This window comes from Actinotalea sp. JY-7885, assembly GCF_014525465.1.
GTDB lineage: Bacteria > Actinomycetota > Actinomycetes > Actinomycetales > Cellulomonadaceae > Actinotalea.
The window spans coordinates 18,549-35,090 of the sequence record NZ_JACEXH010000011.1; the positions used below are offsets into that span (position 1 = coordinate 18,549).

At 75.8% G+C, this 16,542-nt stretch carries 16 protein-coding genes; 6 read left to right on the forward strand and 10 right to left on the reverse strand.

The annotated features are described in order from the left end of the window. Positions 1-47 precede the first annotated feature (47 nt). Positions 48-2,309, reverse strand: a complete 2,262-nt coding sequence (locus tag IDM29_RS02375) for a bifunctional diguanylate cyclase/phosphodiesterase (protein WP_182111256.1) — start codon at positions 2,307-2,309, stop codon at positions 48-50. A 260-nt stretch (positions 2,310-2,569) separates the two neighbouring features. On the opposite strand from IDM29_RS02375, the gene IDM29_RS02380 reads away from it, so the two are divergent. Further along, positions 2,570-2,788, forward strand: coding sequence for a hypothetical protein (locus IDM29_RS02380; protein WP_182111257.1), 219 nt, complete (start codon positions 2,570-2,572; stop codon positions 2,786-2,788). Positions 2,789-2,844: 56 nt separating this feature from the next. Here the strand turns inward: IDM29_RS02380 and IDM29_RS02385 are convergent, their stop codons facing one another. Both IDM29_RS02385 and IDM29_RS02390 read right to left on the reverse strand, forming a co-directional pair. Next, positions 2,845-3,207 (reverse strand): ATP-binding protein, encoded by a 363-nt coding sequence (locus tag IDM29_RS02385; RefSeq protein ID WP_182111258.1) that lies wholly within the window; start codon positions 3,205-3,207, stop codon positions 2,845-2,847. An 86-nt stretch (positions 3,208-3,293) separates the two neighbouring features. Beyond that, positions 3,294-4,172, reverse strand: a complete 879-nt coding sequence (locus IDM29_RS02390) for an aldo/keto reductase (protein ID WP_255499803.1) — start codon at positions 4,170-4,172, stop codon at positions 3,294-3,296. 408 nt (positions 4,173-4,580) lie between these two features. On the opposite strand from IDM29_RS02390, the gene IDM29_RS02395 reads away from it, so the two are divergent. The 3 genes from IDM29_RS02395 (at position 4,581) to IDM29_RS02405 (ending at position 7,531) form a co-directional block, all read left to right on the forward strand. After that, positions 4,581-5,432, forward strand: coding sequence for an SDR family oxidoreductase (locus tag IDM29_RS02395; protein WP_255491525.1), 852 nt, complete (start codon positions 4,581-4,583; stop codon positions 5,430-5,432). A gap of 99 nt (positions 5,433-5,531) precedes the next feature. Next, entirely contained in the window at positions 5,532-6,179 is a 648-nt protein-coding gene (locus IDM29_RS02400) for a DUF2231 domain-containing protein (RefSeq protein ID WP_255491526.1), read from the forward strand. Positions 6,180-6,355: 176 nt separating this feature from the next. Next, positions 6,356-7,531 carry a glutamate--cysteine ligase gene (locus IDM29_RS02405; RefSeq protein WP_182111260.1) on the forward strand — a complete coding sequence of 392 codons (1,176 nt, stop codon included), beginning with the start codon at positions 6,356-6,358 and terminating at the stop codon, positions 7,529-7,531. 34 nt (positions 7,532-7,565) lie between these two features. Here IDM29_RS02405 and IDM29_RS02410 read toward each other — a convergent pair whose 3' ends face one another. The 3 genes from IDM29_RS02410 to IDM29_RS02420 are packed head-to-tail and all read right to left on the reverse strand — an operon-like array spanning position 7,566 to position 8,924. Next, the gene (locus IDM29_RS02410; protein ID WP_182111261.1) at positions 7,566-8,297 is read right to left on the reverse strand and encodes a DUF72 domain-containing protein; all 732 of its coding nucleotides are present in this window, start codon (positions 8,295-8,297) and stop codon (positions 7,566-7,568) included. Beyond that, entirely contained in the window at positions 8,294-8,698 is a 405-nt protein-coding gene (locus IDM29_RS02415) for an ATP-binding protein (protein WP_182111262.1), read from the reverse strand. The genes IDM29_RS02410 and IDM29_RS02415 overlap by 4 nt, the downstream gene beginning before the upstream one ends. A 49-nt stretch (positions 8,699-8,747) precedes the next feature. Then, positions 8,748-8,924, reverse strand: a complete 177-nt coding sequence (locus IDM29_RS02420) for a CsbD family protein (RefSeq protein ID WP_182111263.1) — start codon at positions 8,922-8,924, stop codon at positions 8,748-8,750. 130 nt (positions 8,925-9,054) lie between these two features. Here IDM29_RS02420 and larC point away from each other — a divergent pair, with 130 nt between their 5' ends. Beyond that, the gene (gene larC / locus IDM29_RS02425; RefSeq protein ID WP_255491527.1) at positions 9,055-10,266 is read left to right on the forward strand and encodes a nickel pincer cofactor biosynthesis protein LarC; all 1,212 of its coding nucleotides are present in this window, start codon (positions 9,055-9,057) and stop codon (positions 10,264-10,266) included. A gap of 26 nt (positions 10,267-10,292) precedes the next feature. Here larC and larB read toward each other — a convergent pair whose 3' ends face one another. The 4 genes from larB to uidA all read right to left on the reverse strand — a co-directional run bounded on the left by larB (position 10,293) and on the right by uidA (position 15,213). Further along, the gene (larB, locus tag IDM29_RS02430) at positions 10,293-11,006 is read right to left on the reverse strand and encodes a nickel pincer cofactor biosynthesis protein LarB (protein WP_370525713.1); all 714 of its coding nucleotides are present in this window, start codon (positions 11,004-11,006) and stop codon (positions 10,293-10,295) included. Further along, positions 10,999-11,904 carry an ATP-dependent sacrificial sulfur transferase LarE gene (gene larE / locus IDM29_RS02435; RefSeq protein WP_182111265.1) on the reverse strand — a complete coding sequence of 302 codons (906 nt, stop codon included), beginning with the start codon at positions 11,902-11,904 and terminating at the stop codon, positions 10,999-11,001. The genes larB and larE overlap by 8 nt, the downstream gene beginning before the upstream one ends. After that, a complete protein-coding gene (uidB, locus tag IDM29_RS02440; protein ID WP_182111266.1) occupies positions 11,904-13,337 on the reverse strand; it encodes a glucuronide transporter in 1,434 nt (477 codons plus the stop codon). Before uidB ends, larE begins: the two co-directional genes overlap by 1 nt. Before the next feature lie 94 nt (positions 13,338-13,431). Beyond that, positions 13,432-15,213, reverse strand: a complete 1,782-nt coding sequence (gene uidA / locus IDM29_RS02445; RefSeq protein ID WP_182111267.1) for a beta-glucuronidase — start codon at positions 15,211-15,213, stop codon at positions 13,432-13,434. Positions 15,214-15,398: 185 nt separating this feature from the next. Here uidA and IDM29_RS02450 point away from each other — a divergent pair, with 185 nt between their 5' ends. Next, the gene (locus IDM29_RS02450) at positions 15,399-16,535 is read left to right on the forward strand and encodes a LacI family DNA-binding transcriptional regulator (protein ID WP_182111268.1); all 1,137 of its coding nucleotides are present in this window, start codon (positions 15,399-15,401) and stop codon (positions 16,533-16,535) included. Positions 16,536-16,542 lie beyond the last annotated feature (7 nt).

Below are 16,542 nucleotides of genomic sequence, written 5' to 3' on the forward strand. Positions count from 1 at the left end.
CGTCGTCGCGTCGGGCCCGCGGGGCCGACGCGACCACGGCGACGCCCTCAGCGGTCCGCCTGGCCCCACGGGTGCGGGACGGCGGTCGCCGCCGCGTCCCACTCGCGCACCCAGCGCTCCACGTCGGCGGCGGGCATCGGACGGGCGATGTGGTAGCCCTGCAGGACGTCGACGCCGATCGGGAGGAGCTGCGCGGCGGCCTGCTCGTCCTCGACACCCTCGGCGACCAGGCGCATGCCGAGCGCGCGGGCCATCTGCGTCGTCGACTGGACGATCATGCGGCTGCGCTCGTCCGTCGCGACCGCCCGCACGAAGGAGCGGTCCATCTTGAGCTCCTGCACCGGGAGGTCCCGCAGGTACGCCAGGGACGAGAAGCCCGTGCCGTAGTCGTCGATCGAGACCTGGACGCCGTGCGTGCGCAGCTCGTGCAGCGCGGCACGGGCCCGCTCCGGGTCCGCCAGGAACGAGTCCTCGGTGACCTCCACGATGAGGCGGTCCGACGGCAGGCCCGACGCCGCGAGCGCGGAGAACAGCCGCGGCAGCAGCTGGCCCCCGACCAGCTCTGGCGGCGCCCAGTTCATCGCGACGCGCATACCGAGGCCGGCCGCGTACCAGCGCTGGGCGTCCGCGATGACCCGGCGCATCACCGTCTCGGTGAGGGCGGGCATGAGACCCGACCGGCGGGCGTCGGGCAGGAACGAGACCGGGAGCAGCAGCCCCTCGGTCGGGTGGGACCACCGCACGAGCGCCTCCACCGCGACCACCTGCCGCGTCCGGGCGTCCACCTGGGGCTGGTACCAGACCACGAGCTCGTCGCCCGCGAGCCCGGAGCGCAGCGCCTCGCCCTGGCGCAGCCGGTGCGCCGCGACACCGTCCTGCGAGGAGTCGAACAGCAGGACGCCGCACGCGGTCTGCTTCGCCTCGTACATCGCGATGTCCGCCCGGCGGAGCAGCTCGGTGGCCGAGCCGCCGTCCGGCTCGTGCACGGCGATGCCCACCGACGCGTCGAGCGTGAGATCCATCGCGTCGACGCGCAGCGGCGCCTGGATGGCGCCCCGCACCCGTTCCCCCACCTCGAACAGCGCGAGCACGTCGTCGCACGGGGCAAGGACGGCGAACTCGTCACCGCCGAGGCGGGCGACCATCAACCGGGGGTCGAGCGCTGCGCGCAGCCGGTCGGCGAGCGTGACGAGCACGTCGTCGCCCACCGCGTGCCCCAGGCTGTCGTTGATGTCCTTGAAGGCGTCGACGTCGAGCAGCATCACCCCGACGGGACGACCCTGCTCGAGCGCCTCGTCGGCGGCGGCCAGCAGCGCCCGCCGGTTGGGCAGGCCCGTGAGCTCGTCGGTGAGCGAGAGCCGCAGGGCCTCGGCGGCGCCCTGCGCCTCGCGCAGGGCCAGGACCGTGCGGGCGCCGGCGCAGACGAGCGTGGCGATCGCGAAGCTCTTGAGGCACCACCCGACGAGGCCCGCCGGGTTCAGCACCAGTACCGCCACCGCCAGCGCGGCGCCGGCCAGCATGAGGTGCCCGGTGGCCGGCCGCGGCGACGTCGTGACCGTCGCCACCCGGCGTGTCGCGGCGGCACCGACCACCAGGCCGAAGCTCGCCCCCCACAGGGCGGCGGTCGCCAGGCTGGTCGTGTACGTCCGGGTGGACATGATGGCCACGATGAACGTGCTGTCGGCGACGGCCAGGCCCAGGAAGCCGGCGATGAGCCCGACGGTCGCCCGCGACCACTCCCGCTGCCGCAGGAGCACCTGGGCCAGCGTCAGCGCCGCGAGGAGCACGTTGATCAGCGGGAACAGGATCGCGAGCAGGAGCGAGAGGTCGGCCGCGGCGAACACGCCGGAGAGCGGCGTCAGGACGACGAACGCGGCGAGGCAGACGCTGGCGCCGCACACGACGGCGGCCTCGAGCCAGATCGCCGCCGTCGTGGTCGGACGGTGCCGCGCGTCGAGCAGGAGGAAGGCGGCCATCCCGAGGTACGAGGCCAGGCAGAGCACCTCGCCCGGGGCCGGGAAGGTCACCTCGGCCACCGTCTGGACGGCGCTCACCGTCGCGCTCCCGACCGCCCACGTCGCGACGGCCACGCCGAGGAACCCGAGCGCCGGGCGTCGGTGCGGGTCCCGCCGCGCGGCGACGGCCAGCCGCGCGAGCAGGACCAGGAAGAACACGGTCAGCGTGACGACGAGGGCCGTGCGGGTCGGCGCGTCGGCGTCCGTCCCCGGCAGCACGAGCGTGACGCCGGCGCCGAGCGCCAGGATGAGCCAGGGCAGCGTGGCCGGCAGCCTGCCGACGCGTGCGCTCATCTCGTCCCCGTCCGGTCGCTCGAGCGCCCGTCGACGGTCACGGCGTCCCGGGTGCGGTCCCATGTGCTCTGATGCATCGCCGGACTATCGGACGCCCACAACCTGATCTTGAGGGGTCCGGGACGTCGCGCACGTCACAGCGCGGGTGAAGAACTGTCACGGCCCGTGCGACCGCAGACGTGTACACGGACCGGAGTCCGTGCCAGGCTGGCGGTGGTACGGCGGGGCGGGCACCCGCCGTCGTGGGGACGGGGGAACCCATGCGTGACCTGACGAGGATGGGGACGACCGAGCTGCGCGAGCTGGTCCGCGACGCCGCGACGACGCGGATGTGGGCGGTGTCGGGCATCGAGCGACAGCGCGCGGGCGACCGGCTGCTGGCGGCGCTCGACGAGCTCGAACGACGACGCGGGGTGCTGCTCAGCCGCACGACGCACCTGTCGCGCGTGCGACACACGCGCGCCGCCCGGGGCGCCTGAGCGCGCGCGCCAGGCGGCAGCGCGTCCGGCGGCGAGAGGCACGGGCGGTCGGAGGGCTAGAGGCTGACCTCGAACCACACCGTCTTGCCGTCGGGGTCCCGGTCCACGCCCCAGCGCCGCGAGAGCCGGTCGATGAGCATCACGCCACGGCCGCCGTGGGCGGTCACCTGCACCTCGCGCCGCACCGGCAGGCGCGTGCTCTGGTCGTGGACGCCGACCCGCAGCACGCCGTCGTGGGCCAGCACGTCGACGCTGACCTCGCCGTCGGACGGCCCGTGGACGACCGCGTTGGCCACCGCCTCGGACGTCAGCAGCGCCACGATCCGCAGCGCGTGGCCCGACGCGCCCGCCTCCTGCGCCTCACGCGTGACGGCGCGGCGCGACCGCGAGATCCACGCGGGGTCGGCAGGGAACCTCACGGGACTCCCCTCAGCGTTCCGGGCCGCGGTGGCAGCGAGAGACGGCGTCGGGTGTCAGCGTCACCCACGCGACGGGCGCGCGCATCTCAGCGCCCCCAGCCGGCGTCGAGCCACGCGTGCGGCGGGGGCAGGAGACCGTCGAGGTCGTCGAAGAGCGCGTCGGGCAGCTCGACCGACGCGGCCGCGACCGTCTGCGCCACCCGGGCGGGGCGGCTCATGCCCACCACTGTCGCGTCGACGCGGGGCTCGCGCAGCGAGAACTGCAGGGCCGCGGTCGCCAGGTCGGTGCCGTGATCGCGGCAGACCCGATCCATGGCGTCGACCGCCGCCACCACCTCGGGCGGCGCGGTGCGGTAGCCGTACCGGGCGGGCCCCTCGCCGGTGACGCCCGTCGCCAGGATGCCGCCGCCGTGCACGGCGGCGTTCACCACGCCCATCCCCCGCTCGGCGGCGGCGTCCAGGAGGGGTCCGGCGCTGCGGTCGACGAGCGTCCAGCGGTTGTGCACCAGGAGGACGTCGAAGACGCCGAGGTCGAGGTACCGCGCCATCTCGGGGACGGGACCGCCGGCCAGGCCGATCGCGCCGACCTCCCCGGCGTCGCGCAGGGCCACGAGAGTCTCCAGGGCACCCCCCGGGGCCGTGATCTCGGCGAAGGGGAAGTTCTCCGGGTCGTGCAGGTGGACCAGCGGCAGCGTCTCGACGCCGAGGCGCGCCCTGCTCTCGGCGACCGACGTCCGCACCCGGTCGCCCGAGTAGTCGCGGCCTGACGGGTCCACCTTGGTCGCCAGGAGCATGTCGGGCGGCAGCCCGCCCGCCTCGGCGATCGCCCGCCCGATCCGGCGTTCGCTCTCGCCGCCGCTGTAGCCGTTGGCCGTGTCGAGGAAGCGGATCGGGCTCGCGAGGACGGCCCGCACGGTCGCGACCCCCTCGTCGGCCGGCACGTCGCGACCGAACAGGTTCGGCATGCTGCCCAGTGGCCCGCCGCCCGCCCCGACGGCCGAGACGGTCAGGCCGGTGCGCCCCAGGGTCCGGAGCCAGGGTCGGCCGGAGGGCGCCGGGCGGGGCCCGCTCGCCGGTGTGCCGGGTCCGTGAGGGGAGGTGGGCGTCGGCACGGGGGCTCCTGGGCTCGGCGGGGGCTGCCGCACCCAAGGATGCCCCGACCGGCCCGCGCCCGCAGGTCGGGCGCGCCCGGGTCCCTCCGCCAGGTCGGGCGACAGCCACCGGATGCGCCTCACGCCTCGTGGCGCGATGGTGGAGCGACCGTTCCGCGCACAGCCCTCCGGAGGTGGCGCCGTGACCCCGTCGACCATCGCGACACGACCCGCGGCGTGCGCCGCCACGGCACGCCCGGACCGCGCGCACGGATGGGACGCGTGAGCGTCGACGCGGCGGTCACCGACCGTCCGCTGGCGGTCGTCACGGGCGCCTCGAGCGGCATCGGGCGCGCGCTGGCCGACGACCTGGCGGAGCGCGGCCACGACCTCGTCCTGTGCGCCGAGGACGCCGAGCTGGCGGTCGCCGCGGAGCAGCTCGCCCGGCGCGCGGGCGTCGTTCCCGTGCGCACCGACCTGGCGACGTCCGACGGCGTCGAGCAGCTCGTCGCCGCGATCTCGGCGACCGGGCGGCCGGTCGCCGTCCTCGCCCTCAACGCCGGGGTGGGCCTCGGCGGGGCCTTCGTCGGGTCCGACCTGACCGCGCAGCTGCGCGTGGTGCACCTGGACGTGGTCTCGACGGTGCACCTCGCGCACCGCCTGCTCCCCGGGATGGTCGCGCAGGGCGCGGGCCGGGTGCTGGTCACCTCGTCCGTCGCCGCGACCATGCCCGGCCCGTGGAACGCCACGTACGCGGCGTCCAAGGCCTTCGTGCAGTCGTTCGCCGAGGCGGTCCGCCGCGAGCTCGCCGGCACGGGGGTCACCGTGACGGCGCTGCAGCCGGGCCCGACGGACACGGAGTTCTTCGACCGCTCCGGCATGGACGAGACGCTGCTCGGGCGCGGGCCCAGGACCGACGCCGCCACCGTCGCGCGCAAGGGGCTCGACGCCCTGTTCGCCGGCAAGGACCACGTCGTCGTCTCGGCGATGGGCGCCACCCAGGCGGGCCTGTCCCGTGTGCTGCCCGAGCGCGCACGCGCGGCGGTGCACGGTGCCATGGCCAAGCCACGGGGCGACGACGCGGACGACGCACCGGCACGCGGGACCCCCGACGCCCCGCAGGAGGGGTCATGACCGCCCTCCGCCCCCTCCCGGCCGCCCAGGTGCGGCGATGAACCCGCACGGTGACCCCACCCACCCGGCGCAGCCGCGCTGACGACCCCTGGAGGACGCATGACGCACGCAACGACGACGTCGACCGACACGGGAGCCTCCCCCGGCGCCCCCCGGCCCCCGATGGTGGGCGTGGCCCGCGCGATCGAGGACGACTCCCGCCTCGACGGCGCGGTACGGGCGCTGCGGCCGCTCGGCGAGGCGCTGGTCGCGGACGAGGGCAGGCGCGACCTGCTGCTCGGCCGGCAGATGGGCCACGCGCTGCACCCGCTGCTCACCGACGCGCCCATCGGCGCCTGGATGTCCGCGGTCGTCCTCGACCTGGTGGGCGGCGAGGAGTCGCGCGCGGCCGCACAGCGGCTGGTGGGACTCGGCATCCTCACGGCGGTGCCCACCGCCCTGACGGGGATGGCCGAGTGGGCGCACACCGACGAGCGCAGCGCCCGCGTCGGGGTCGTGCACGCCGCCGGCAACTCGCTCGCGCTCGGGCTCTTCTCCGCCTCCTGGCTCGCGCGCCGCCGGGGCCGGCACGGCCGGGGACGCGCGCTCGGGCTCGTCGGGGTCGCCGCCGTGGCGGCCGGCGGGTTCCTCGGCGCCCACCTCGCCATCGCGCGCAACGTGTCCAGCCGCGACGCGGCGTTCGCCGAGTCGCTGCCCCCGGCCCAGCGGGTCGGGGCGACGCCCGCGACCGACGCCGTCGTCGCCTGAGCGTGTCCGCGCCGGGCGCCCGCCCCCCGGGCCGGTGGGGGGCGCCCCGCCGGCCCGGCGCGCCCGCGCCCCCGCCACAGGTGCGGGGGCCCCCGCCGGGCCCCCCCCCCGGGGCGGGGGGCGGGGCGCCCGGCGTCCCGGTAGCGCAGGAGCCGCGGCATGAGCAGACTGCACGCGTGCGCACCGTCGGGGTCGAGGAGGAGTACCTGCTGGTCGAGCCCGACGGGAGCGTCGTCGGGGTCGCCGGCGCCGTCCTCGCCGCCCACGGGACGGCGCTCTCAGGCCCAGCGCTCGCCGGTCCCTGGCTCGCGGACCCGGCCCTCGCGGACGCGGACGCAGGACCGGTGGACCCGCCGGACCGCAGCGACGAGCCCGGCGGGGACCTGGAGGCCGAGCTCAAGCAGCAGATGATCGAGACGGGCACGCGACCGTGCACCAGCCTGGGCGACCTGCGCGAGGAGATCGCGGCCGGCCGGGCGCGGGCCGCGCACGCCGCCGCGCGCGTGGGCGCCGGGATCGCCGCGCTCGGCACGGCGCCGCCCAAGGTCGTCCCGACCCTCTCCCCCGGCGACAGGTACCTCGCCATCAACCGCGAGTTCGCGCTCACGGCGCGCGAGCAGCTCACGTGCGGCTGCCACGTGCACGTGGGGGTCGAGGACGACGAGGAGGGCGTCGCCGTCCTCGACCGCATCGGCCCGTGGCTGCCCGTGCTCCTGGCCCTGACGGCCAACTCGCCGTTCTGGAACGGCGAGGACAGCGGCTACGCGAGCTTCCGTTCCCAGGTCTGGAACCGCTGGCCGACGGCGGGCCCGGTCGCGCCGCTCGGCTCGGCGGCGGCCTACCACCAGCTCGTCGAGGAGCTCATCGCGACGGGCACCGTGCTCGACCCGGGCATGGTCTACTTCGACGCCCGACTCTCGGCGCGCTACCCGACCGTCGAGGTCCGCATCGCCGACGTGTGCCTCCAGGCGGACGACGCCACGCTCCTGGCCGCCCTCGTGCGCGGGCTCGTCGAGACGGCGGCGCGCGACGCCGCCTCCGGGACGCCCACGCCGACCACGCGCGTCGAGCACCTGCGCGGCGCCTCGTGGCGGGCGGCGCGCTCGGGGCTGCGCGGCCAGCTGGTCAGCCCGACGACGTCCCGCCCGGTGCCCGCCGCGGCCGCGGTCGCCGAGCTGGTCGACCACGTGCGGGAGGCGCTGCGCGACGCGGGCGACGAGGAGGCCGTGACGGAGCTGCTGGAGGGCCCGTGGCGGCGCGGGACCGGTGCGACGCGGCAGCGGGCGTGGTTCGCCGAGAGCGCCGACCACGGTCACGTGGTGCGGCGCGCCGCGGCCCTGACCGTGCGCTGAGCGACCGGCGCCGGGCGCGACCGGCGCCGCCGGCTCACCCCCCGACGAGCTCGCGGAGGCGCAGGGCGTTGCGGACCGCGTTCGCGTCGCCGTCGTTGTTGAAGTAGGCGAAGACCTCGCGCCCGCCCGCGCGCCACTCCCCGATGCGGTCCGCCCACCACCGCAGGTCGTCCTCGCCGTACGAGCCGCCGTAGAGGTGGTGGTGGTCGGGCCCGTGCAGGCGGACGTAGACGAAGGGCGCCGTCGCCCGCAGCACGCACGGCAGGCCGGCACCGCTCATCACGCAGTACGCGGCGCCGTGCCGCTCGAGCAGCGCGAGGACGGCGTCGTCGTGCCAGCTGGGGTGCCGCGCCTCCACCGCGACCCGCACCCAGTCCGGCAGCCGGCCCAGGAACCAGTCGAGCCGGGCGTCGTCGCGCTCGAGGGTGGGCGGCAGCTGGACCAGCAGCACGGCGCGGCGCGCCCCGAGCTCGTGCCAGCCGCGGGCGATGCGTCCGACCCACGCCTCGGGCGCGTACAGGCGCTTGGCGTGCGTCAGGCCGCGCGGGGCCTTGACGGAGAGCAGGAACCCCTCGGGCAGACGCCGACGCCAGGAGGCGAAGGCCCGGTCCGTCGGCCACCGGTAGAAGCTCGCGTTGAGCTCGGCGGTGCCGAAGCGCGACACGTAGTGACCGAGGCGGTCGTGCGGCGCCGACCCGTGGGGGTACAGCTCCGGGTGCCAGTGGTCGTAGCTCCAGCCGGACGTGCCGACGTGGACCCCCGTCACCCGGCGCGGGTGCCTGCCTCGGCGCCCTCGGGCGCCAGGGCGAGGGCGAACCAGACGGACTTGCCGTCCTCGGCGTGCTCGACGACGCCCCAGGCCTGGGCGAGGCTCCGCACGAGGTGCATCCCCCGGCCGCCGAGCTCGACCTCGCCCGGGTCGAGCAGTGCCGGCGGCTCCGGGTTCGTGTCGCGCACGCCCACGCGCACGACGTCGTCCTCGACGGCGACGCGCACGCGCACCTCTCGGCCCCCGCCGTACTTCACGGCGTTCGTCACGACCTCGCTCGTGAGGAGCTCCAGGACACGCAGGATGTGGTCGTGGACGCCGCAGGCGACCGCCTGACGGCGCACCCACTGCCGGCCGTGCCGGATGTGGCCGGGGTGGGCGGGCAGACGGAGCTCCATCGACCTCACCACACCCACCTCCTCCCCAGCCGTCGACGGCAACCGCGACTCAGTCCTTGCGGAACGCGTCCTTGACCTTCTCGCCGGCCTGCTTGAGGTCGGCCTTCTTCTGGTCGCCGCGGCCCTCCGCCTCGAGCTCGCGGTCGCCCGTGGCCCCGCCGGTCGCCTGCTTGGCCTTGCCGCCCAGACCCTCGGCGGCGTTGGCGATCTTGTCGTCCAGTCCCATGGTTCCTCCTTGGTGGAGCGGTGTTTCCGAGCCGAACGTACGACGATCCGCGCGCTTTCGCCCGTCGAGCGGACGGTCCGACGCGCCCGGCGGTGCGGCGATAGCGTCGGCGTTCGACCTGAGGAGACCCGTGACGACGATCTGGATCGATGCGTCCGCCGGCGTGGCCGGCGACATGCTGCTCGGCGCGCTGGTGGACGCCGGCGCCCCGCTGCCGGCGCTGCAGGAGGCGGTCGACGCCGTCGTGCCCGGCGCCGTGGCGCTGCGCGTGGAGCAGGTCCGGCGCGCCGGGCTGCGCGCGGCCAAGGTGCACGTGGACGTGCTCGTGGAGGACCCGCCGCACCGGACCTGGTCCACGATCCGCGGGCTGCTCGCCGCGGCCGACCTGCCCGAGGAGGTCCGGTCCCGTGCCGGGGCGACGTTCGAGCGGCTCGCCGACGCCGAGGGGCGCGTGCACGGGGTCCCCGCCGCCGAGGTCCACTTCCACGAGGTCGGCGCCCTCGACGCGATCGCCGACGTCGTCGGCACGGCGGCCGGCCTGGCCGCCCTCGGTGCGGAGCGTGTCGTCGTCTCCCCCGTCGCCCTGGGCTCGGGCACCGTCCGGGCGCACCACGGCGTGCTGCCCGTGCCCGCCCCGGCGGTGCTCGAGCTGTCCCGTGGGTGGGCCGTGCTCGCGGGCGGCGACGGCGAGCTCGCGACGCCGACGGGCCTGGCGCTGGTCACCGCGCTGGCCGGGTCGTCCGGCCCGCTGCCGGCGATGACCGTCACCGGCAGCGGCATCGGCGCCGGCACGCGCGACACGCCGCACCGCGCCAACGTCGTGCGCGTCGTGCTCGGCGACGAGTCACCCGCGGCGGCCGAGGCCGCCGGCGCCCCGACCTCCGCCGTGCTCCTCGAGGCGAACGTCGACGACCTCGACCCGCGCGTGTGGCCCGAGGTGCTCACCGAGCTGCTCGGCCGGGGCGCCCTGGACGCCTGGCTCAGTCCCGTCGTGATGAAGAAGGGGCGACCCGCGCACACGCTCCACGTGCTCAGCGGGCACGACGGCGCCGACGCCCTGGCCGACGTCGTGCTCGAGCACACGTCCACCCTCGGCGTGCGTCGCTCCTCGGTGCAGCGGGAGGTCCTGGAGCGCGCCTGGGTGCCGGTCGACGTCCAGGACGGCACGGTGCGCGTCAAGGTCGGCCACCGCGACGGGCGGGTGCTGCAGGCGATGCCCGAGTTCGACGACGTGGTGGCGCTGGCGCACGGGTCCGGCCGGCCGGTCGCGGTCGTCCTGGCCGCGGCGCGCGCGGCCGCCCACGCCGCAGGCCTGGTCGCCGGCGCCTCCTGGCCCCGGTGAGTCGGCCCGGCGGCCCCGGCCCGGCCTCAGGCCGGCTGGGGCGCCGCGATCTGCGCCGCGAGGTGCCCGGCGCCGTAGCCGTTGTCGATGTTGACGACGGCGACACCCGGGGCGCACGCGGTGAGCATGGTCAGCAGGGGGGCCACACCCTGGAAGGCGGCGCCGTAGCCGACCGACGTCGGCACGGCCACGACCGGCGCGCTGACCAGTCCCGCCACCACGCCCGGCAGAGCGCCGTCCATCCCGGCGGCGACGACCACGACGCGGGCGGCGCGCAGCAGCTCCAGGTGCTCGAGCACGCGGTGCAGCCCCGCCACCCCGACGTCCACGACCAGGCTCGTCGCCCGGCCCAGGTGCTGGGCCGTGAGGGCCGCCTCGGCGGCGACCGGGAGGTCCGACGTGCCGGCCGCCAGCACCACGACGTGCCCGCCGCTCGGCGCGGGCGGACGCGCCGGCCAGGCCACGACCCGCGCGACCGGGTCGTGGTGCGCGTCCGGCAGCGCCTCCAGGACGGCGGCGGCCTGCTCCGGCGTCGCGCGCGTGAACAGCGTGCGCGCCCCCCGGTCGCCGACCTCGCGCGCGATCGCGGCGACCTGGTCCACGGTCTTCGGCTCGCACAGCACCGCCTCCGCGAAGCCGCGGCGCCGCGCCCGGTCGTGGTCGAGGCGCACGAAGGCGTCCAGCGCGGCGGGCGGCGACCAGGCCGCCGGGGCGCCGCCGTCCGGCACGGCCTCAGCCACGGTGGTCCCCTCCCCCGCGCGCCGTCACGAGCGGCAGGGTGAAGGCGCCCGACTGCACCCCCGCGAGGTCGAGCGCGACGAAGCGGAACCCCGCCGAGCGCACGGCGCGCAGGACCTCGCCCCGCAACGGCTCCGAGGCGACGGCGACGACCTGCTCGGCCGGGACCTCGAGCCGCGCGACGTCGCCGTGGTGCCGCACGCGCAGGTCGCCGAGCCCGACCCGCCGCAGTGCCGCCTCGGCGGCCTCCACCTGCGCGAGCTTGTCCGGCGTGACCTCCTCGAAGTGCGGGATGCGCGAGGCGAGGCACGGGGCGGCGGGCTTGTCCGCCGACGGCAGGCGCAGCGCTCGCGCCACGCGCCGCACGGCCTGCTTGTCGAGCCCGGCGTCCGCGAGGGGCCGCAGCACGGCGTGCGACGTCGCGGCGCGCGAGCCGGGGCGGTCGGGCCGGCGGGCGTCGTCGGCGTTCTCCCCGTACGCGACGGCCGTCAGCCCGTGGGCCTCGACCACCTCGTCACCGATGCGCGCGAAGAGCTCGTCCTTGCAGAAGAAGCACCGGTCCGGTCCGTTGCGGCGGTACTCCGGGTTCTCGCCCTCGTGCGTGCGGACCTCGACCACGGGCGCACCGACGGCGCGCGCGACGTCGTGCGCCGCGGTGCGCTCGTCCGCCGCGAGGCTCGGGGAGACGCCGAGCACGGCCACGACCCGCTCGGCCCCGAGCGCCCGGACGGCCAGGCCCAGGACCACCGACGAGTCGACGCCTCCGGAGAAGGCGACGCCGAGGCGACCGGAGGGCACGGCGCGCCGCAGCGCCGCGGAGACGTGCTCCACGGCGCCGCGGTCGTCCGGGCCCAGCGGGTCCGCCCAGCGGGTGCCGGGCCGGTCCACCGGTGCGTGCATCAGACCTCCCGCGATCCGTCCGTGGCGGCGCCGGCGCGTGCGGCGCGCCGGGCCTCGACCTCGCCGACCATAGACCGGAAGACCTTCTCCGTGAGCGGGTAGGCCAGCATGATGAGCACGCCGACGGCGATGAACACGGCGGGGACGAAGCCCGCGATGTAGCGGATGCCGTCGGTCGTGGCCTGCGTCTGCTGCTCCGCCTCGGCGACGTAGCCGACCAGCCCGAGCCCGTACGCGGCGGCCGCCCCGCCCACGGCCTGGCCGAGCTTGCGGGTGAAGGAGAACACGGCGTAGGTGGTGCCCTCGGTGCGGACCCCGCTGCGCCACTCGCCGTACTCGACGGTGTCCGCCTCGAGCGCGAACATCAGCATGTTCACGGCGGCGAGCCCGATGCCGTACAGGCCGAAGAAGACGATCGCGAGCCACGACATGGTGGGCGGCGTGAGGGCCACGCCGGTCGCGGCCACGACGGCCAGGGCGCCCGCACCGACGTACGCGGCCTTCTTGCCGACGCCGCGCACGAGCCTGGGGATGACCGGCGCGACCGCGAACATCGCCAGCGTGCTGACCACCGTCAGGACGATGAACAGGTTCGCGTCCCCCAGGACGTCACGGGCGTAGTAGGCCTGCACGGTCTGCAACGTGAACATGCCCGTGAGGAAGCACAGCGCCGACAGGCACAGCATGAGCAGCGGCCTGTTGCCCCTGAGGGTGCCCAGGCTCTGGCGCAGGCTCACCCTCGCCACGTCGCGGACGACGTTCTCCCGCGAGGTCCGGAAGAGCAGGCCGTACAGCCCGAGCCCCACGACGACGAAGAGCAGCGTGGTGAGCGTCAGGGACTGCTGCAGGTCGTCCGAGCGGGTGATCTGCGGCGCGACGACGAACGCCAGCAAGATCATCGTGGCGGCGGTGCCCACCATCCGGAAGCTCGCCAGCTTGGCGCGCTCCTCGGGGACCTGCGTCATCGCCGACGCGAGCGAGCCGTACGGGATGTTGACGAGGCTGTACGCCAGCCCCAGCAGCGCGTACGTGACGTACGCGTAGACGAGCGTGCCGGTGCCCCCGAGCCCGCCCGGCACCGTGAAGGTCGCCACGCTCAGGAGCAGCAGGGGCAGCGAGCCGAAGAGGAAGAACGGACGGAACTTGCCCCACCGCGTCATCGTCCGGTCCACGAGGCGGCCCGCGAAGATGTCGGCGAACGCGTCCCACGCCCGCACGACGAGGAAGAGCGTGCCCGCCGCGGCGGCCGAGATGCCCACGACGTCGGTGTAGTAGAGCAGCAGGAACATCGACGACATGGAGAACGCGAGGTTGTTCGCGGCGTCGCCCGAGGCGTAGCCGACCAGCTGCGACAGGCGCAGCCTCCCGCCGGTGGCGGGTGCCGGCGTGGCCGACGGGACGGAGGCTGCCGGGGCAGCCGCGGTGCTGGTCATGGCACTCCCTCGATCGGTGGCGGACCCGGCGGTGCCGGTGGTGGCTCCGGGGACGGTGGCGGTGCTGCGCAGCGGCGCGGGGGGACGCCGGTGGTCAGCGGTCACGGGTCCAGCGGCGGCGCAGCGCGTGCGCCGCCGCCTTCGGGCGCCGGTCGCGCGTGAAGGCGCCCTTCTTGTTGCCGTCGACGCGGAACACGCCCGACGACGTCGCGAAGTCCGCGAAGTTCCACACGTGCTCGCCGACGACCGCGTCGACGGCGTCGAACACGCGGTGGTTCATGTCGAGGTACTCGACCTGGTACTCCTCGGTCCACGGGACCGGGGTGACCGAGTGCAGGCCCGGCATGGTGTCGGCGCCGTACTCGGTGATGATGATCGGCTTGCCGTCGGAGGCCCACTGGCCGAGCTCCTCGCGCCAGGCGGCCTCGGCGGCCTCGAGGTCACCCGTGTGGACGTACCAGCCGTAGTACCGGTTGAGCATGAGCACGTCGCCGAGCTGGGAGACCTGGCACGCGCCGTGGGGCGCGAGCATGACGTTGACGAACCCCACGGGCCGGCTCGGGTCGAGCTCGCGCGTGAGGGCGAAGAGCGGCTCGAAGTACTCGCGGGCCGCGTCCGTGTCGGACTCGGGCTCGTTCGCGATCGACCAGAGCACGACGCTCGGGTGGTTCTTGTCCCGCGCGACCAGCTCGCGGATCGCGCGGGCGTGCACCTCGCGGGTCGCGTCGTTGATCGTCTCCGGCGAGAACGTCGGGTACCCCTGGGTGCCGAAGATCCCGCCGCCCAGGCCCATGTTCAGGCCGACGGCGGCGACCTCGTCGATGACGACGATGCCGCGCCGGTCCGCGTAGTCGTAGACCTCGTCGGCGTAGGGGTAGTGCGAGGTGCGGAACGAGTTGGCGCCGATCCAGTCGAGCAGGGCGAAGTCGTTGACGAGGTGGACGTCGTCGTGGGCCTTGCCCCGCACGGGCGCGTCCTCGTGCTTGCCGAAGCCGGTGAAGTAGAACGGCTCGCCGTTGATGAGGAACTGCGTGCCCCGGACCTCGACGGTCCGGATCCCGACGCTCTGGAGGTAGCTGTCGAGCGTCGCGCCGTCGGCGTCGAGCAGCTCGACCTCGGCCTCGTAGAGGTACCCGTCGCCCGGCGCCCACAGGTGGGCACGCGCGACCTCGAGCTCGGCCCGGGCGCCCTCGCCCGTCGCCACCGCACGGCCGTCGGCGTCGCGCAGGGTGACGCGCACGGCGACACCGCCCGAGTGCTCGACCTCGTAGCGCACGACGCCGGTCACGCCGTCCTCGCCTACCTCGGTCACCACCCGCACGTCGGTGACGTGCTCGGGCGCCGTGGCGTACAGCCACACCGAGCGGTGCAGGCCCGCGTAGTTGAAGAAGTCGTGGAAGTAGCGCTGGCGCCGCCCGTGCGGCGTGTCCTCGACGATGCCGGGCGGGATCGTCTGGAAGCTCAGCTCGTTGTTGACGACGGCGGTCACGCGGACCTCCTCGCCGGGGGCGACCAGTGCGGTGACGTCGGCCTCGAACGGCGTGTAGCCACCCTCGTGCGTCATGACCTCCGTGTCGCCGACCCACACGACCGCGCGGTGCGTCGCGGAGTCGAACCGCAGCACCACGCGCCGGCCGGCCCAGCCGCGCGGGACGCGGACGACGGTCTGGTACCAGACGTCGCCCACGTGGTCGCGCGCGTCGGCGTCGGCCGGGACGTCGTTGTAGCTGGCGGGGACCGGCATCGACGTCGCACCCTCGAGGCGCCCGGCGAACCAGCCCGCCGCGCGGCCCTCGCCCGCCGCGTCGAGCCGGAAGTCCCAGAGGCCGTCGAGCGCCTTGCGCTCCCGCGTGCTGGTGTCCTGGGGACGAAGCATGTCGTGCTCCTCTCGGCCCGCGTCGGCCGCTCAAGGGATCCGGGACGTTCCCGCGTGCCTCCATTGAGCGCGTGCCGTCGCGGGGCGACAAGCGGTTGCCATTCGTTGCCACCCGGTCGGGCACGGCCCCCTCGGGGCAACGACAACCGGTTGCCACCGGTTGCCGCGAAACCTACGGTGGGGTGATGGACGTCCAGGACGAGGGCACGGCCCTCCCGGTCGCCGGCGCTGGGCCCCTCCGCCGCGCCACGCCGACCATCTACGACGTCGCGCGGGCCTGCGGGGTGGCGCCGTCCACGGTCTCGCGGACGTTCTCCCGCCCGGGCCGGGTCAACGCCGAGACCGCCGAGCGGATCCGCCAGACCGCCGCCGCCATGGGCTACCGCACCAACCCCCTCGCGCGCGCCCTGCCGACCGGCCGCACGTCGCTCCTCGCGCTCGTCGTCTCCGACGTCACGAACCCGTTCTTCTTCGACATCATCCGCGGCGCGCAGCAGGAGGCGAACGCGGCGGGCTACACCATGCTGGTCGCCGACGTGGACGAGTCGAGCGAGGCCGAGCGCGAGGCGCTGGACCGGACCCTCCCGCTCGTCGAGGGGCTCGTCCTGGCGACGTCACGCATGTCGGACTCCGCGATCCGGGTCGCCGCGAAGCAGCGACCGACGGTCGTGCTCAACCGCGTCATGACCGACGTGCCGAGCGTCGTGACCGACAATGCGCGCGGGACGCGCCGCGCGGTCGAGCACCTCGCGGGCCTGGGGCACACGACGCTGACGTACCTGGCGGGTCCGGAGGCCTCGTGGGCCGACGGCATGCGCTGGCGCTCGATGCGCGAGGCGGCGTTCGAGCTCGATCTCCGGGTCCGGCGCCTCGGGCCGTTCCCGCCCACGCTCGCCGGCGGCGCGGCGGCGACGACGGCGCTCGCGGAGCAGCCGACGACGGCGGTCGTGGCCTACAACGACCTGCTGGCGATCGGGCTGATGCGCGGCCTCGCCGCGCTCGGCGCCCGCGTCCCGCAGGACGTCAGCGTGGTGGGCTTCGACAACATCTTCGGTGCGGACTTCTGCAGCCCGCCGCTGACGACGGTCGCCGCGCCGCTGCGCAACCTCGGTGCGTACGCGGTGCGCTCGCTCCTGGAGCAGCACGACCGCCGCCAGCTCCGCGACGTGCGACCGGTGCTCCTGCCCGCCCAGCTGCTGGTCCGCGGGTCGACCGGCCCCCGGCCACGACGGCGCACGGGATGGGCCGCGCGCGCTCAGTCCGCCGCGGCGGGCGGCACGCCCGTGCCCGGCACCGCGACCGCGCCGAGCGCCGCCAGGTAGCGCGGGA

What these genes read in the sequence shown, in the direction of transcription:
- IDM29_RS02375 (WP_182111256.1), bottom strand. Translation starts at nt 2,309, where the DNA reads ATGAGCGCACGCGTCGGCAGGCTGCCGGCCACGCTGCCCTGGCTCATC.
- IDM29_RS02380 (WP_182111257.1), top strand. Translation starts at nt 2,570, where the DNA reads ATGCGTGACCTGACGAGGATGGGGACGACCGAGCTGCGCGAGCTGGTC.
- IDM29_RS02390 (WP_255499803.1), bottom strand. Translation starts at nt 4,172, where the DNA reads ATGCCGAACCTGTTCGGTCGCGACGTGCCGGCCGACGAGGGGGTCGCG.
- IDM29_RS02400 (WP_255491526.1), top strand. Translation starts at nt 5,532, where the DNA reads ATGACGCACGCAACGACGACGTCGACCGACACGGGAGCCTCCCCCGGC.
- IDM29_RS02415 (WP_182111262.1), bottom strand. Translation starts at nt 8,698, where the DNA reads ATGGAGCTCCGTCTGCCCGCCCACCCCGGCCACATCCGGCACGGCCGG.
- IDM29_RS02420 (WP_182111263.1), bottom strand. Translation starts at nt 8,924, where the DNA reads ATGGGACTGGACGACAAGATCGCCAACGCCGCCGAGGGTCTGGGCGGC.
- larE (WP_182111265.1), bottom strand. Translation starts at nt 11,904, where the DNA reads ATGCACGCACCGGTGGACCGGCCCGGCACCCGCTGGGCGGACCCGCTG.
- uidB (WP_182111266.1), bottom strand. Translation starts at nt 13,337, where the DNA reads ATGACCAGCACCGCGGCTGCCCCGGCAGCCTCCGTCCCGTCGGCCACG.
- uidA (WP_182111267.1), bottom strand. Translation starts at nt 15,213, where the DNA reads ATGCTTCGTCCCCAGGACACCAGCACGCGGGAGCGCAAGGCGCTCGAC.
- IDM29_RS02450 (WP_182111268.1), top strand. Translation starts at nt 15,399, where the DNA reads ATGGACGTCCAGGACGAGGGCACGGCCCTCCCGGTCGCCGGCGCTGGG.